Origin of the sequence: Photorhabdus viridis (assembly GCF_040256935.1) — a bacterium.
In the GTDB taxonomy this organism is placed as follows: Bacteria; Pseudomonadota; Gammaproteobacteria; order Enterobacterales; family Enterobacteriaceae; genus Photorhabdus; species Photorhabdus viridis.
Genome location: NZ_JBEJZY010000010.1, coordinates 103,044 through 121,216, shown reverse-complemented (window position 1 = coordinate 121,216; position 18,173 = coordinate 103,044). Strand labels below are relative to the sequence as shown.

Sequence of the window (18,173 nt, the reverse complement as noted above, 5' to 3'; positions counted from 1 at the left end):
CAAAAGCCATCGCGCCCTGCGCAAAGAAATACTGCTTGTCAGGGATGCTGTCGGTTCGCCAGAATCCACTGACTAGCGCAGGATTGCCGCCTCTCAGCGGGGTCACATGCAGAGGTCCACGGTCATAACGGGCATACCAGGCCAGTGTGGAAATATCATCAAAATGACCGGCACCATAGAAGTGCAGAGAATGGCCTTCACGGGGGATCACTCGTATTGAGCGTATTAGCTGGTTAATGGCAAAATAACTCTCCGGCACGCTGCCCGGCAGCGGTGTCAAGTCTGGGTATTTGCCTGCGCGGATTATCAGGCCATCGCAGTAAGAGCTAATCACCACATCCGTGTAGCGGGCCAACATGGTGCGTATCCAGTGCTCCCCACCCAATCGCCCTACAAAGCGTTTGGACAACAGGGTGATCCAGTTCATGCTCCGGATAGAATGACCATACTGTAATTTGGCGGTATGCACTGCCGAGTTCACTTGCAAGGAGGGATAGCGTTGCGCTAACTGGTACTCCAGGGGGAAATAGTCATGGTAATCTCTTGGCATGACCAGACAGTAACCACAGTCCCCACTGTCGGGTTCGAGCTGTTCACACAGAAAATCCAGCCATGCCATAAACTTGGTCATGCCGTCTTGTTCCTTTAGATAATCCCAGGGCAGCACCAGACTCAGGTAGGAGCTACTATCATCACCATCAGCTTCATCGGAATCCAGGTAATGCATCAGATAGCGGGGAGCTTCATAGATATTTTTAGCGTCACTGATATCCCAAGTAGAAAGCTGGTTTTTTTTCTGATTCAGAATACCCTCTTCCACTTTGGCTATATTTTCCGGTGAATATTTTTTTAGCCCTTTCAGTGCATGACGGTGAAAACGCAGATGAGTGCCAAATTCTTCGCGAAAACGGCGATAACAGGCCAGAATGCGCTGTTTTTTCTCCAGGGTGTAGCCCTGTTTAAAAAACAGGGTAATCGAGATACCTAGGCGGGAAACGGTTAGCCCATCTCTATTGGTAAAAGTAAAACCGACCCGTTGTGATTTCAACTGGGCAAAGTAATCCAAAGTTTCCATATTCTCTCCGTTCATGATGAGACAGTGGATAATCCGTTATTCCCACATATTTTTTCCTTCCCGTATCAGGTGCCAGATCGTTGTGCCCGACTCCACGCCCTGAATATCAAAAGCCATCGCGCCCTGCGCAAAGAAATATTGCTTGTCAGGGATACTGTCGGTTCGCCAGAATCCACTGACTAGCGCAGGATTGCCGCCTCTCAGCGGGGTCACATGCAAAGGTCCACGGTCATAACGGGCATACCAGGCCAGTGTGGAAATATCATCAAAATGACCGGCACCATAGAAGTGCAGAGAATGGCCTTCACGAGGGATCACTCGTATTGAGCGTATCAGCTGGTTAATGGCAAAATAACTCTCCGGCACGCTGCCCGGCAAGGGGGTCAAGTCCGGATATTGACCGGCGCGGATTATCAGGCCATCGCGGTAAGAACTAATCACCACATCTGTGTAGCGGGCCAACATTGTGCGTATCCAATGTTCCCCACCCAATCGTCCTACAAAGCGTTTGGACAACAGGGTGATCCAATTAATACCGCGGATGGAATGTTCATACTGTAATACCGCAGTATGAACTGTAGAATTGACTTGCAATGCAGGGTAACGTTGCGCTAACTGGTACTCTAAGGGAAAATAGTCATGGTAATCTCTGGGTAAGACCAGACAATAACCACAGTCCCCACTGTCGGGTTCGAGTTGCTCACACAGAAAGTCCAGCCATGCCATAAATTTGGCCATTCCCTCTTGTTCCTTTAGATAATCCCAGGGCAGCACCAGACTCAGGTAGGAGCTATCATCATCACCATCAGCTTCATCGGAATCCAGGTAATGCATCAAATAGTGAGGCGCTTCATAGATATTTTTAGCGTCACTAATATCCCACGTAGAAGGCTGATTTTTTTTCTGATTAAGAATGCCTTCTTCCACTTTGGCTATATTTTCCGGGGAATATTTTTTTAGCCCTTTCAGTGCATGACGATGAAAACGCAGATGAGTGCCAAACTCTTCACGAAAGCGTCGGTAGCAAGCCAAAATGCGTTGTTTTTTCTCCTGGGTGTAGCCCTGTTTAAAAAACAGGGTAATTGAGAGACCCAGGCGGGAAACAGTCAGTCCATCGCCATTGATAAAAAGAAAAGAGGTCAGTTGGGATTTCAGCTGGGCAAAGTAATCCAAAGTTTCCATATTCTCTCCGTTCATGATGAGACAGTGGATAATCCGTTATTCCCACATATTTTTTCCTTCCCGTATCAGGTGCCAGATCGTTGTGCCCGACTCCACGCCCTGAATATCAAAAGCCATCGCGCCCTGCGCAAAGAAATACTGCTTGTCAGGGATGCTGTCGGTTCGCCAGAATCCACTGACTAGCGCAGGATTGCCGCCTCTCAGCGGGGTCACATGCAAAGGTCCACGGTCATAACGGGCATACCAGGCCAGTGTGGAAACCGTATTAAAATGACCGGCACCATAAAAATGCAGTGAATGACCTTCACGGGGGATCACCCGTATCGGGCGTATCAGTTGGTTAATGGCAAAATAACTCTCCGGGACACTGCCCGGCAGGGGCGTCAAGTCCGGGTATTTACCAGCCTGGATTATCAGACCATCGCGATAAGGACTCATCACCACATCTGTGTAGCGGGCCAGCATTGTACGTATCCAGTGTTCCCCGCCCAATTGTCCTACAAAACGTTTGGACAGCAGGGTGATCCAATTAATACCGCGGATGGAATGTTCATACTGTAATACCGCAGTATGAACCGCCGAGTTCACTTGCAAGGAAGGGTAACGTTGCGCTAGCTGGTACTCTAAGGGGAAATAGTCATGGTAATCTCTGGGGATGACCAGGCTGTAGCCACAATCTCCACTGTCCGGTTCGAGTTGTTCGCACAGAAACTCCAGCCAGGCCATAAATTTGGTCATGCCGTCTTGCTCTTTCAGATAATCCCAAGGAAGTGTCAGGCTTAGGTAAGAGCTACTGTCATCACCATCAATTTCTCGGGAATCCAGGTAACGCATCAGATAATGAGGGGCTTCATAAATATTTTTAGCGTCACTGACTACCCAACTAGAAAGCTGGTTTTTTTTCCGATTAAGAATACCTTCTTCGACTTTGGCAATATTTTCTGGGGAATATTTTTTTAATCCCTTCAGTGAATGACGATGAAAACGCAGGTGGGTACCAAACTCTTCGCGAAAACGGCGATAGCAGGCCAGAATGCATTGCTTTTTCTCTTGAGTGTAGCCCTGTTTAAAAAATAGGGTTATCGAGAGACCCAGACGGGACACAGTCAGTCCATCGCCATTGATAAAAAGAAAAGAGGTCAGTTGGGATTTCAATTGGGCAAAGTAATCATTAGTATCCATAATTTTCTCCGTTCATTATGAGGCGGTAGCGAATGTCACACTCGCCAACATCGCCAGGATGGCGGCTAATGCCGCAGCGCTTACCGCAGCAGCAGCGATTAAAATTTCTCCCAGTTCAATCAGCGCGGCAGCGACGGCAAGGGTGACGAGGATAACAACGGCAACTTCGGCAATAATCACAACCAATTCCAGCATTCCTTCACCCACCTCTTTTAATATTTGCATCCAGCTCATGTTTTTTAGATCTTCCAAGGTGATATCTGAACCCTGTTGCACGGTTTGCCACCGGGCTTTTATCTCACTCTCCGTCCAGGTCACGATTTTTCCCGTTTGTTCATTAACCCAGGAAAAAACGTAGCTGACCTGATGGCTTATTGGGTCAATAATTTCTTCACACACCCACTTGCCGGCTTGATTGAACCAGGTACCAAACTGGGCAAGGAGCTCACGGGTACTGTCGCGGACATAACTCAACCCATTTTCGGCCAGACCAGCCACTTCCTGTCCGAGGATAACCCAGTCTTCATAGCTGGGTAAGAAAGACCAACGGGAAGTGCTGAGAAGTGGTGGATTTTTTGTCAGGGGTTGCGGGATCGTACCCGGCACGCCCTCTTCGGGAGGTACGGGTAAAGCTTCATCATCAGGAGGCGAACCGGGTGGCAGTGGGGCCAGTGGTATAGGATTTTTATAGTGTTGGGAACCGGGTTGGTAATGTTTTCGCCACGCTTCATCGTACTGCTTTTGCTCCTCTGTGCGATTATCCATGACACGCATCACGCCAAAGCGTTTTTCTGTCGCAATTAGCATATAATCTTGTTCTTGCTCGTCAGAGAGATCATCCCCCGGAAATTTCACCTCAATCAACATCTTCAAATTATCAGGGTGAACAGAACCATCGAAATAGGTGGCATTTCTGCCCGGCCAGCGGAGAGCGTCCTCTTTGACTAGAATAATATCGGGGCGGCGAATACCAACAACCCCAAATTTTTCCATATCGTCAGCAGAAGGCCGGGCAAACGGGTTACTGGATTGCGGTAAATTATCACCATAACGCTGCTTAGAGACTTGACTGGTCGCCAGCATAGGCAGAGGAACATCCTGCTTTCCTCTGATAGCAAACACCACTTCCGCTTTATAGGACCATAAAAAGTCATGTTTAAGCTCTTCAACCTTAATCAACCCACTCATAATGATTTGATTAAGAAAGCGGATCGCCCCCTGTTTAGTCACAATCATCGCAGGCAGACGCAGGGCATATTCAGCTTTTTCCGCCAAATAGCAGGGGTCTTCATCGGCCGGAAAGACCCCGATTTCCATCGTACAGTTAATTGAGGTAACGGCCGGGCACATTTTACCGCTGTTGGATATTGTCATACTTATTTCTCCGTAAATTCCATAACATACTCTACCGGCGTATTACCGCTGGCTCGGTATAAGGTTTTCTTCGATGGGGGCAGGTAAAGACTAATCCATCCATATTTGAAACCTTATATAATGATTGAACCCTAATTCTGAAACGGCGTCATGACGATAGAGGCCATTAAACGAATAATCACGTTCTGTTCTTTTAAATAGCGCCGTGCAGCGCTTCTTCATATTACCAAGCCAGTGTTTCAATTTTGTGGCTCTGAATACGTAGCATTTGTAGAGAACAATAAACAACGTCCAGCTGAGTAGCGTGGAAATAAATAATAGAGAATTTCGTCCTCTGAGTTTTATGACTATAAAATCACGTTTTGTATCATATGAACATAATGAAAATGTGATACAAATCACAAAAACAACCAATTAATCGCTATCTGTCATATGTAACTAATAAAAAGCTCCGTACATCTTCACCTAATGCAGGGGAAATCTAAAACCTCAAAATCGCCAGGATATTAATCAGGTGTATTTGGGCTGGCGATATATGCTTTAAGTGTTTCTATTCTAATTCTCTGACCGTATTGACGTAAGCTGTGTAGTGATTATTAACACTTTATTTAGTTCTTCACAATAGATGATTTCTGTAATTTCAGTATTTAGGCTGACTGGCTCAATAACAGAAAAAGCCGTATTCATTACTTCCTCACTGGATAATCAATAACAATTCTTTGTTAATTACCCAATGAAAAAAATAGACAACCAATTACAAAAGACAATTATTCATTCTATTTTTGAAGAAACATTTAGCAATATTATCTCTCACATCATCACCAGTTGCCGCTAATACTGTTAGCTCCACCAGTTCCGGCGCTCTTTGAACAATAACACCATTTTTTTCAGAAAGAATAGAGCTGTTGTTAAAGCAGTACGCTTATTTCCATCAGCGAAAATATGACCTCTGGCAATGGCGACAAGGTAATAGCAGAAATATGTAAAATCATCGGTCGCTCAATTCCCTAAGTTCAGCATCAAATTCGTCAAATATTGCCGTTACGTCCTGCTTTAATTTATTGGCTGCAAACTCACGATATTCAGCCTCCGAAATGAGTACCGCCTTACCAAATGACTTATGGCGAATGATCACTGGCTCACCGCCAACCGCGGTTTTGTGAACATCGGACAGTTTTGCCCTAGCATCCGTGAAGTTGAGATGTACACACTATAGCAAAGAAAAAATAAACTGAATTCACTCAATGTAGACACGGCAATGACTATGAACGGGAAATTCAATAGCATACTCAACAACAACTTATTTCTGTTGTTTCAACAATATGGTTGTTCTTTAAGTATGCTATTTACTCTTACAACAACTTTTTTACTTACTTATTAGCAAATTAATCAGGCAAATTTCCCTTTTCCCATCGTGGTATCCGTCCACGCCGCCGTAATGGCAGCTTTCGATTTACTGTCCAAGCTTTCAATAAAACCATTATCACCCGCTGTCGGGGAAAAACCACTCATGGCCTGAATCAAGGAATCAACCGCATTATCAGAAAGCGCAGTAAATTCACGTGCGCCTGATCTGTCCTTACGCCCCATCTGAGTCACTACTTTGGCACGATTGCCATTAAAGTAATTATTAAAACTGACGGAACCCACTGACTCAAATATGCCCTGCTCAGTTCCATCCTGAGTATGACGATTGACTGATAACACCAAATCATATCCGCTGCGCTGGAACCACAAGTTTTGCCAGTCAATATCGTTAAAGACAATCATATCTTCTGCGCTGATATCATTAACCTGACTTTCTATCACCTTACCACTGACCACAAAGCTATCTACACCTGCGCCGCCCAGGAAACTGTTTTGATATCCCCCCAGTACCAGCGAATCCTGCCCCGCACCGCCATCAAACCGACTGAATTTCGAAATAGTCGTCGCTATCAGGTGATCATCGCCGTCTCCACCGTTAATCACCGCATGGTAGCCCATCAGCTTAATTACATCGTTACCTGTGTTGCCATCAATGCGGTTGTCATTACCAAACACTCTGGCAAAATCATGGCCTTCACCCAATTCAACCCGGTTGTTGTTACCGATGGTCACGACATAATCCAGATCTTCCCCGGTATCCACCCGATTATAGTTGCCGGAAGTCACAACGTAGTCCTGGCCTTTACCAGCATCAATAAAGCCGCCTTCGCCAAAGACAAATGTCTGATCATTCCCCTCTCCCATAAAGACATGGTTAATGCGTCCAGCTACCACCGCAGTGTCATCCCCATGACCGCCAAACATCCAGTTTTCACGTCCCATCAGGACGCCCAGGTCATTACCTTCACCACCCGTAAAGATGTTGGATGTACCAATTGAGTAATAAACGTCATCACCGCGGCCACCCCAGAAGTTGTTGTTGTCTCCCAGATAAGCACCGAGATCTTTGCCATCACCGCCCCAGTTGAAGTTATAGTTTCCCAACGATACATGGATATCGCTATCCCCTTGCAAGTGACCGCTATTACGCAGAAAATCAAAGGTTTTCTGCTTCATGTTGAGCAGATCTGCGGTCAGATTCTTTTTCAAATTGGTGACTAATGATTTCATCTCTTCTTGCTTATGTTCGCTAAATATCGTCGCAAACAGGTTAGGCAAGTTCAACGAATTAAAACCAAATGCATGTTCTGATTGGTCATCAACCTGTATCTTCCCTCCGTTAATGGCAACCGGCGATCTTTTTTCCTGATGTTCATTAGGCGCTTTCTCTTTCAGGCCATGGCTCACAAAAAAGGATTCCACACTATCCGCATTCATCTTGATGTTCTGTTTTAAACCCTCATTTAATTTATCCGGATCAGTAAAGGCTCGCAGTTGATCATCACTGAATTCCCCAATAGTTGACAGCATCTCTTGCAAAATAGCCTTGCCATCAACACGTTCGCCAGTACGGGAAACAATCCGCCCCTCCGCAGTGTAATCCACACCAAAGATATCCGCTAAGGTGGTATCTGTATTGACACTCGCTAATCGGCCAAGCAGTTTGTTCTTAAGCTGACGCGGTAAATCCCGTAGGTCATAGGTAAACGTGGTCCGCGCCATACCGGTTGTCGAGTATTGTTGCGTCATTAAACCAAACAGTGAACCCAGGTTGGTATCCAGAATCGATTGTATATGGTCACCGAACATAAAGTTCCAACTACCAGTTGTAACCTGAATATCCGCCCCCTGACCACCAACCGCAAAATTGAAGGCCAACTTTTCATTGGCTTGACGGAATTTATCTGCACGGCTCATTTTGCCCGTATCAATATTGTTGCCGTGACTGCTTAACCATTGGTTGTATTTCTTGTTCAATGCAGCTTCCCCGTCACTTTTTAAGCCACGGCTACTGCGTTCATGTTGCGAATCCAAATCAACCAACGTTTTGTAGTCCACACTGCTGGTTTGGTCCAGACCAGACATATCACGCACAAATTTCTTCGCGCCAGACAGCGTCCATTGCCGATTCTGTGCCGCCAACCAATCCCGCTCTTCACCAGAATGCGCAATGGCTTTCAGTACACCTGTAATATGAACAGCGCCATCAAATGGATTAACCAACGGCGGCGTTGGGATTGATTTGTCCATCATCACTATCAGGTCATTACTGCGGCCCTGGTTGAAGCTGATGTTGCGGTTACCGATAAACATCTGCGCCCCTTCAAGCGCTTGATAACCACCAATATTGACGCTGTGCTTACTGTTACCATCACCGATGTGAACCATCACATTGTTGTCACCAAAAGCCAGTGATTTAAAACCACCGGTCCCGATTTTGACACCCACGTTTGATGTTCCCCAGTTGATCGCGGTAAATTCACCATTACCCACATTCACCTGAATGTTGCCGGAGTAAGTCAGCAGTTTATCCGACTGAAGGTTTGAGCTGACTTCAATCCTGTTTTTGCGCTTCCCCGGTGCAGTGAAAACATTAACGTTATCCGCAATTGTCCCTCTGCTTACGGCATCAGCCTCTGTGTCCCCCACCTTGGCAAGGTTGATATCACTTTCTGCAATGCCACGACGAACTTTTTCTGTTCTGGTCGCCAGTTCACCTTGTTCATTCCAGCGCAAGACCAGTTTGTTATCGTCCAGCTTGTTAACCCACTGATTATTTTTATCGCGGGTAAATTTACGACCTGTCGCGTCAACCGCAACTTCACTGCAACGCGCTGAAACCTCACTACGGATACCTTGTTTATCTAAAGCAGCAATAAAACGATAGGCAAAGCCATCCCGTTTATCATCACTAATCAGTGAGCACCCTACGATACTGATACGTTCAGGTTCACCCACCTGGCTAAAGTTCTGTTTGAACTGTTTCAGTTTTATCGCCAATTCTTCGGCACTGTAGCCACTTAGACGTGTGTTATTTTGGGCCGATTCATCGCGACCATGACCGACAATCTGCCAGCGTAATTTGCCTGATAATCTGTCGGGATCACCATAAACAACATGATATTTACCGTCGGAATCAAGTTTAACGACGACGCTGGACCTCGGGTGTTTCCCCGCCAGATTGATCGCGGCTTTCGCGACAATCGGGTCATTTTCCATTTGAATAATGATATGACCATCAAAACGAGTCCCACTAGCTTCACTCTTTTGCGCAAGGTGCTTTATCACATCACGATGTTTATTTTGAGCGCCAGAGAAAGTCGATACTATTCTGTCTGCATATTGATTCATCAAAGCACGGCTTTCTTCATGACCATAGAAGGTTTGTTCACCCGATACGGGGTAACCGGAAGCCATCAGTTTCGCACGTAACTTTTCCCCCTCATGGCCCAACACTTGATTGTCAGTCAATAACATGATTTGTGTATTGATCGGCAGACCTTTAAGGTTTTTTTCTACTGAAAACTGCCCATTCATCACTTTTGCCAATGCCCCAGTAATGCCGCCAGGGTTTGGTGTTTCATGCGCTGTTATGGCTTCAGCCATACTCAGTATCGGTCTGTCGAGTAACAAACCAGACACTGCTTGATTATTTTGCGCTGCATAGCGGGCAAGATCAGCCGCGACCGGCCCACCGATGGAATAGCCATGAATGATGATGTTATCCGGATCAATTCCGCGATCTTTCACCAAATACCGGAACATCGTCCGGGCATCTTGATAGAGCCCTTTTTCACTTGGCCCGCCATCACTGCCACCATAGCCACGCATATTGATGGCAAGCATATCAATACCTTGCTTTTGATAATGATTTTGGATAGCGCCGGCTTGTTCTTCAGTGGATAAACCTGAACCATGAATAAAAAGCACCACTTTTTTCGCTGCCGTTGTTGAAGGACTGCCAGGTTCTACGTCACCCAGATGATAATAGCCAGTTAAACGCCCCTGCCCGCCTTTTAGGGTGATTTTGCTTGATTTGCCATTATCAACAGCCTCGTTCAAGCTCGCCTGAGTCTCATCACTGATATAACGGCGATCTTCTTTAAGACCATAAAGTTCGCCGTTAAAGAATTGAGTCAGCGGATCTAAAGATTCATTATCGCGTGGCGGAGCATCATCATTCCTGATTACTACTGACTCTGAAACGTTATTTTTGTCAGATAACGCTTGTAACACTTCCACAGGAGAACCACCCTGTTTTTTCTCCAAATCATATTGCCGATAGAGGTGCTGAGTTTTCTCAAAAGCACTATTTAATGCCTGACTTATCCATAGATTCCTTTTATCTCCGGCGATATCCATCAGGTCCATATAACTGGCTGTGTAGTTTTGCAGTACCTGCCTGCGTTCATTACCGGTCGCCTGTAACGCTTTGTAAACAACCAGACTTTCATTAACTGAATGACCGCCATCAAACACCAGGAACACCAATGTATTCAGATACCCCTGACCCACCGGGAAAGTGGGATCTTGACTGGCGATATATTTATTGAGGTGAACCATGATATTGGTCGAACCAGAAGCCCCCGTCACGACGGAATGTCCTTGCTCCAGCGCGTTACGTTCAAGCGCTGTTTCATGTCCGGGCGTCAGAATTCTGCCCGCAGCAACCTTCCTGCCAGATAGAAAGTCTTCGTACCGATCACCTGATGGCTGGTAAGGCAGCGCAATACCGTAATCATTGGTTTTCTGCTCCGTTATCTTCACTTTGTGTGTTACACCAGCCCATTTAGCTAACTGACTGCTGGTCGAACGGGCCTTGTAGATTTCTTCCCGATAGAAAATATCCCCTTCCGCCTTCCATTGAGATGAACTCAACCCCATGCCATCCACGTTCGACATTTTCACCGCCAGAAACGGTATTTTGATCATTTCAAAGCCGTTATCCACCTTGGTCATCATGGTTTTAAAGTTATCAAAGGTCGGCTGTTGCAGGAATGTAGTCAATTCAGGTACCCGGCTGAACCAGGGGCGAATATCCTTCTTAATGGTATTGGCGAAGGCTTGCATTCTGATGGCAATATCACGCATGGGTGCAACAGAGGTATTGTGCATCCATTGTTCAAACTCCTGCACCAGGAATTGGCCTGTCTGTCTGGCTGCCGCGATCCCATCCGGTGACACGGTTTTCACCAACGCATGGGCCAATTCTGAATCAAAACGGCGGCCAAATAAGTTATCAATATATTGAGTGGTCGCCTTTTTTCTGCGGGCATCAGTCTGCAATGAAAGCACCAAAGCATGTAACTCAGGATATGCCTTTAACTGAGTGGCGGCGTCATTAAATAACCTGATGGTTTTTTTGGATGTCACCTGCCCGGTGAGCCAGAGTTCCCTGGCTCGTTCAAGCAAAGGCGTAGTTTCCGGGATATCAGCCTCTTCCAATCGGCTCATGAAAGCAATGAGGCTTTCACTTTCGGTTCTAGGCGCTTCCCGTTCAGCAATTGAGTTCGTTCGGGTTAACGGTGTAATTTGCCATTTCATAAGGCGATCAATGTCGTCTTGTGTTACACCGCTTTTCAGACCCACAACACGTCCAATACCATCAAGTATTATCTGCGGACTAAGTTGTTCAGTATGTTGAGGCGCCACTGTAATCCCAAGGATCCCAACGGATTCGGCTCTCTGGGCCTGCAAGTGCTCAATCATCCGGCCTATCTTAAAGCGTACTAAATCCACTTGACTGCTATGCAGGGCAAATTCCGCTGGGTTACGCTGTTGCCAATGAGAAAGCGCCTGTTCAAACTGCAACACATGTTCTTCATCAAAATGAGATATCATTTTTTTGTTGAAAATTTCACGTACAGCGATCAGCGCTTTGCTAAGCTGATTTTTCCGGCCTAATGTTCCCACTCCGGGATTGATAAACAGCTTGTTTCCTTCTTTCAATAAATTAAATTTTAGCTTGTCAAAAATAACGGAATTATGCTGCTCTCCTTGCGAGTCATTCCCTAACGATTGCAAATCAACGCCCGAAATTCGCAGGGATCTTCTAACAAACTCACCTGGGTTGTTTAAGGTAGGCGCCGCCATGTTGTCAGCTTGTGCTTTGGCAAACCTTGATGTATCCAAAGCTGTGCGAACGCCTGCATTTATCTGTAGACGATTAATCGCTTGTTTAGCGCCCGCCAGCGCCTGTAGCTCTTCTTCGGTCAATCCCTTGTAGAATTTGCCTTTAACTGCCGGCATAGATTCGGGATCTATATGGCTACCGGTTTCCCCTGCCCCTGTTGATTCGCAGGCTTTGCCAGATAAACTACTACCACCAGCCCCAGCGCGATCAGGTCTGGAATCGCGCTGTTTAGCGCCTTTAGCATCTGCTTGTACCTGAACAATTTTACTTTCAGCCGTAGCCGTATCGCGTTCACCCCGTTTTTTCGCGTCCTGATACGCAATATTAGCGTCATCTTCAGCTTTTTCGGCCCGCTGTTGCTGCGATAACGCCTCTTCTTTTCTTAACCCGGCTTTTTTCTGGGCGTCGGCAATATCTTGTTTTGCACTGGCGCGATGCTGTTCACTTTTTTCTACACCTGCTGCTGATTTAGCAACCGTTTGTTCTATTTGTTGTTGGTTATCAGTAATATACTGTTGAGCAGTTGCCAATTTTTTCTGGGCAATAAATTTGGTATCACCCAACTTATATTGAACACATTCCAAAAACTCGGCAGCAAATTGATCACGCCGCTGGTCACTTGCCTCACCGTCGTAATTGGCATAATCATCCAGCACCTCCAGGCCCTGAGTCATGGAAAGCAGTTTGTCAGTCTCCATTTGCGCTTCTGCTTCTATCGCATTGCGCTGCCTCAATCCATTTTGGTTAAGGGCTTTCTTATCCGTTAATTCCAATTGGAATTGCGATTTTTCAATAGCTGTCAGTTGCTTAGATTTTTCCTGCTCCAGCAGTAAGCGATCTTTTTCAGCTTTTTCTTTATCATTTAGCGCATTTTGCGCCGCTTTATCCTGTTTCGCGTGTTCGGTAACCGCATTGGTTTGTTGTGGGTGCTTAGATTTCACAACGACATTGTCTAAGATATAGCCTAATCCATCATCCTGACCTGTACCTTTAAATTCAATCCGGTTAGTACCCGCTTTTGCCATTAAATCGAGTTTTTGCGTATGCCATATAGCCCGTTCCCCAGAAGCTGAGAATACAGACTCACCATTCCACAACACCATTATTCCATTGTCACTGAGATCGTGACCTATCTCATTTAAACGACTTGCAAAATCGAAAGTCAGTGAAAGCACTTCTCCTTCAGACAGATTTTGCAATTCCTGCCAAATAGTGGTGTTTTTATCAACATCAAGCTCACTGACTCGTTCGCCATAACCGGTATTATCAAGACCATAAACACTCGCCGGGCTGTATGCCTCAATATCATTGGTTGACTGCCACCCCAAACCACCTTGTTCAAAGTTACCATTGACGATCAAGTTTTCATTCCAGCTTGGCGCCGATCCTGTTTTTCGATTTAAAGCGCTTTCTATTGAATCAATATCAGGCCCTTCCACCTCGGTTACAGAACCACCGAGACGACTGCTTAAATCTGAATCTACCGGCGCAATTTCATCCATCTGAAAACCATCAATTGCAGAAACCTCCACTAAGTTAATTGCGCCTCTGCCTTTATGTGTCCCAGACGTGTTAGCTTCATCACCCTGAACCAGATAGTTGATCGCCTGACTGCCGCCCACCCCTAACGCAGTCTGTTTGATATTTTCAAAGAGGGAAGAGCGTTTGTTGCTTTCTGCAACAGAAAAACTGTAAAAATCACCGTTGCCAATTTTAATCGTCACGTTATTGCGGGCATAAGAGGCGTTGATACCCAGACCATCACCAACATGAATATTGGCGTTGCCTTTGCCTTTCATGACCGCCACATTCAGACCATTTCCGACTTTGGTGTTAGCGTTATATTCACCCCACACCACGTTAACTGAAACACCGTCACCCACTTTGGTATTCATATTAAGGTCGCCATGCGTGGCAGTCACACTTAAGCCATTCCCCACCGTGGTCGTGACATTGGCTTCGCCTTTCGCAACGGTAACCTGTATACCATCACCCACTTTGGTAACGATATTGCCTTTACTCCACAACGCATTAAAACTGTCACCCTGACCAACCTGAGTCACTATGTTTGCGTCGGCTTTAGCCAGCACCACATTACGCCCGTCGCCTACTCTGGTGATAACGTTAGCTTTGCCCCAGGCTCCCGTGTAGTCATCACCGTTACCGATGTGGGTGATAATATTGGCATCACCCTGAACGACCGTGACTTCCTGCTTATCCCCCACTTTAGCAATGATGTTCGCTTTACCTTTCGCAAAGTTGTAACGATCGCCATCCCCCACCTGAGTCAGGACATTGGCTTCCCCCCAAACGGCGTTCACCCCAGTGCCGTTCCCCACTTTAGTGATGATATTGGCTTTACCTTTGGCGAAACCCACGGTTGCGCCATCACCAATATGTGTCATGACATTACCCACATCGGAAATAAGCAGGCCAACTGTCGTGCCATCTCCCACTTTCGTCAGTATATTGCCTTTGCCAAGCAGTACAGCCGCGGTCGCCGAGTCGCCGACATGCGTGATGACGTTAGCTTTCGCCGCAGCGACAACCCCCATAAAATCATCACCCACCTTGGTGACAATATTGGCCTCACCCAGCGCCAAAACACCGGTTAACCCCTTGCCGGCATGAGTCATGATATTAGCCCGGCCAAACATTGCCGCCAGCGTTGCGCCATCGCCGACCTTAGTCATGACATTCAGCTCACCGGCAAACAAGCCAATACTGACGCCATCACCCACATGCGAGTAGATATTGGCTTTACCCACCATCAAGGCAGCCGTCAGATCATCACCGACCTTTGTCAACACATTGGCGCCGCCAATCATGGCAGCAAAGGTATTGCCATCACCCACATGGGTAAAAATATTCGCCTTGCCAATCATCGCCGACAGCGTTACGCCGTTACCCACTTTGGTCGCGATATTGCCTTTTGCCAGCATCAAGGCAACGCTGACGCCATCACCAATATGGGTAAACACGTTACCAGCGGCTATCATCAGTACTAATGCGTCGCCATCACCCACTTTAGTAAAGATGTTTGCGGCACTCCCCATCAGCGCCCACGCGTCACCGTTGCCAACATGAGTAAAAATGTTCCCCGCACCAAGCATAGCCGCAATCGCAGCGCCATCTCCAACTTTAGTGAAGATGTTGCCGGCGGCGCCCATGACAGCCAATGTCTGCTCGCCACCGACATGGGTAAACACATTACCCACCCCAAGCATGACCCCGGTCGTATTGCCGTCGCCTACTTTGGTCAGGATATTGGCGCCACCCAACATGACCCCAGTCGTGTTGCCGTCACCGATGTGAGTCAGTACGTTTGTACCGCCACTCATTACCGCCAGTGTATTGCCCGATCCTTTTTTGGTGAGAATATTGGCTCCGCCCAGTGCTATCGCCGTGGTGTCTGATGTTTCAATTTCATCACTGAGATGCGTGATAATGTTAGCGCCGCCAAGCATACCAGCAACCAGATCACCCGCACCGAGTTTAGTCAGCACGTTAGCACCGCCCAAAAGTACCGAGGAGAGATTCCCTTTTCCTGCTTGGGTGATGACGTTAAAACCGCCTGCCCCTGACCAATTCGCACTGCCATCACCTATTTGGGTATGGGTGTTGTAACCTCCTAACATCTGTACCTGGCTATCACCATGACCTTTGTGGATCGAGATATTGCCATAAGCCAGAAGATGAGCCAGATATCGCCCGTCACCAATCCGCACAAGAACATTTGCCGCACCGCCGGCGTAAGCATTCATTTCTCCCCGCAGGCTTTGGTGAACAAGGATGTTAGCTAAACCCGCGCCACGAAATGTCAGATTGCCCTCTTCACCGCTTTTCACAATGACATTGGCGGCGCCAGCGCCTTCAAAATGCGTATTACCGAATTTTGATCTGTGCAAAATAACGTTAGCCGCCCCCGCACCGTTGAAATTAACATCACCGTCTGTAACACTGGATGTAATAACGTTCCCACCACCTGCCCCGCTAAAATAAATATCGCCGGAGCTATCACCACTGGTTATTGATGATTGGGTAACATCTTGTTCAGAATAACCTTCAAGATAAGTTAAATGATCAGTAATACTGCGATCAACATTTAAATCATAGTGAAGCTGGCTTAACGTATAACCCGCTCCGATTGATTTGTAGCCACGAGGATAAGAAAATATTTCATTCGCTAAACGATCAGTATAGTCACCCTTTTTATACCAAGATCTGGCAATATATTTTAGTTGCCCTGTTCCATAATCATTTTCCAGTTTAACCTCAACCACTTTGGTATAGGGTTCCAAAAAGGCCGCATACACATAAGTATTCGGCAGATTGTTTGATTTAACTGCGGATACATCAATTTTCGAACCATCCGAAGATATTGCATATCCTCCCATTTTGGCATCACTCAATGTGACATTTTCTGCTTTAATCTTCGTACCACCGGCATAAGTTACCCACTTACTTGTTAATAACTCTTTCTCGACGCCATGTATCGTGTTTTTTTGTCGATAAACAAGACTGATATTGGAAAGACCAATAGCACCTTCATTTTTAATCGGAAGAAATCCATTACTTACTGAGATCCTTTCCGCCGCTAACTCCTTAAGATGATTTCCTTCTTTATGCCAGCAGGTGGCGTAATAATAGAGCTTACCGGTTTCAGGATTATTTTGAAGCCGCACTGCAATAACTTTAGTACTAATACTATCGGCACATGCAAAGAGATATGTATCAGGCTCTATGGTGGATTTAATCGCATTAACTTGCTGATATTGCTGAATCCAAAGCCCCTCCATTGTCGCCGATGTCATGATAATATCTTGAGCTTGAGCAAACTCTATTTCATTTTCCACACCCACCCGGGTAATTTCGTTATAAGCTCCTGCACCAGAGAAATGAATATTGCTATGGGCAATATCGGAATAGAGTTTATTATAACCACCGGCACCTTCAAAAGTGATATCACCACGAGTCTGTTTATACACATCTTCACTTTGGCGTATACGCTCAATGCGGTTTGATGCCCCTGCGCCACGTAAGATAATGCTGCCTTCTCTGCCTTTCCGCACAATATGATTATCCGCACCGGCACCTTCAAAAGTGATATCACCACTTTCTATCTGCGAATTGATGCTATTTGCCGCACCCGCGCCATTAAATGTCACATCCCCCTGAGTTCCCTGATAATGATTAAACCAAGTACGATCAATATCATTAGCCGCTCCTGCTCCGACAAAATACAAATTACCCTGGTCAGTTTCATGCCATAACTCATTATATCCACCTGCCCCTTTAAAACGGGTGTCACCCGATAAGCCTCTACGAACCAGTTTGTTATAGCCGGCAGCCCCCGAATAATACAAATCCCCCGTTTCACCCGTATGATCAATGAAAGCCGCACCTGCTGCACCCGCAAATGACAAACCTCCATTTCCTGTTTTACAAATACCTGCGTAACCCGAAGCGCCTTTTACCGAAAGGTCACCATCTGTATGGTATACATCGACTTTAAATGAACCAACAGTAACATTGTCATCCCCGCTATAAGCATAAACATCACCCCCAACACCAATAGCAGTAATATTATTACCATCATTGTCGTCGTAATATTTTCCAGTAAAGAAATACTCTGTACTTCTATTTGATGATTTCCCCATAAATAATCCTTTAATTTATCGTTGAGGTTAAGCAGAAAACCACAGCATTTGATGAATACAGCGGTTGCTTTGGATATTCAATTTCCTACGAAACAGTTCAAATTTTCTGATCTTTTAACAGGAAAAGTGCCAATAATAAAAACCAATTATATCCCTTATATAAAAAACCAATTCAAAGTTATTTTATCCATTATCCTAC

General features: G+C 46.1%; 5 protein-coding genes and 2 pseudogenes. All 7 read right to left on the bottom strand.

The window, feature by feature from the left end:
• The coding region (locus ABR397_RS06125) for a DUF3396 domain-containing protein (RefSeq protein WP_350304924.1) at window positions 1-1,075 on the bottom strand (1,075 nt) is incomplete at its 3' end.
• Window positions 1,076-1,111: 36 nt separating this feature from the next.
• The gene (locus ABR397_RS06120; RefSeq protein WP_350304923.1) at window positions 1,112-2,257 is read right to left on the bottom strand and encodes a DUF3396 domain-containing protein; all 1,146 of its coding nucleotides are present in this window, start codon (window positions 2,255-2,257) and stop codon (window positions 1,112-1,114) included.
• A gap of 36 nt (window positions 2,258-2,293) precedes the next feature.
• Window positions 2,294-3,439 (bottom strand): DUF3396 domain-containing protein, encoded by a 1,146-nt coding sequence (locus tag ABR397_RS06115; protein ID WP_350304922.1) that lies wholly within the window; start codon window positions 3,437-3,439, stop codon window positions 2,294-2,296.
• A 15-nt stretch (window positions 3,440-3,454) separates the two neighbouring features.
• Window positions 3,455-4,813, bottom strand: coding sequence for a VRR-NUC domain-containing protein (locus tag ABR397_RS06110; protein WP_350304921.1), 1,359 nt, complete (start codon window positions 4,811-4,813; stop codon window positions 3,455-3,457).
• A 754-nt stretch (window positions 4,814-5,567) separates the two neighbouring features.
• Window positions 5,568-5,809 (bottom strand): annotated as a pseudogene (locus tag ABR397_RS06105) (type II toxin-antitoxin system death-on-curing family toxin); the annotation flags it as partial.
• A pseudogene (locus tag ABR397_RS06100) lies at window positions 5,802-5,993 on the bottom strand (hypothetical protein); the annotation flags it as partial. The pseudogenes ABR397_RS06100 and ABR397_RS06105, both read right to left, overlap by 8 nt.
• Window positions 5,994-6,202: 209 nt before the next feature.
• Complete coding sequence (rtxA, locus tag ABR397_RS06095) at window positions 6,203-17,974, bottom strand: MARTX multifunctional-autoprocessing repeats-in-toxin holotoxin RtxA (RefSeq protein WP_350304920.1); 11,772 nt, start codon at window positions 17,972-17,974, stop codon at window positions 6,203-6,205.
• Window positions 17,975-18,173 lie beyond the last annotated feature (199 nt).

What these genes read in the sequence shown, in the direction of transcription:
- ABR397_RS06120 (WP_350304923.1), bottom strand. Translation starts at nt 2,257, where the DNA reads ATGGAAACTTTGGATTACTTTGCCCAGCTGAAATCCCAACTGACCTCT.
- ABR397_RS06115 (WP_350304922.1), bottom strand. Translation starts at nt 3,439, where the DNA reads ATGGATACTAATGATTACTTTGCCCAATTGAAATCCCAACTGACCTCT.
- ABR397_RS06110 (WP_350304921.1), bottom strand. Translation starts at nt 4,813, where the DNA reads ATGACAATATCCAACAGCGGTAAAATGTGCCCGGCCGTTACCTCAATT.
- rtxA (WP_350304920.1), bottom strand. Translation starts at nt 17,974, where the DNA reads ATGGGGAAATCATCAAATAGAAGTACAGAGTATTTCTTTACTGGAAAA.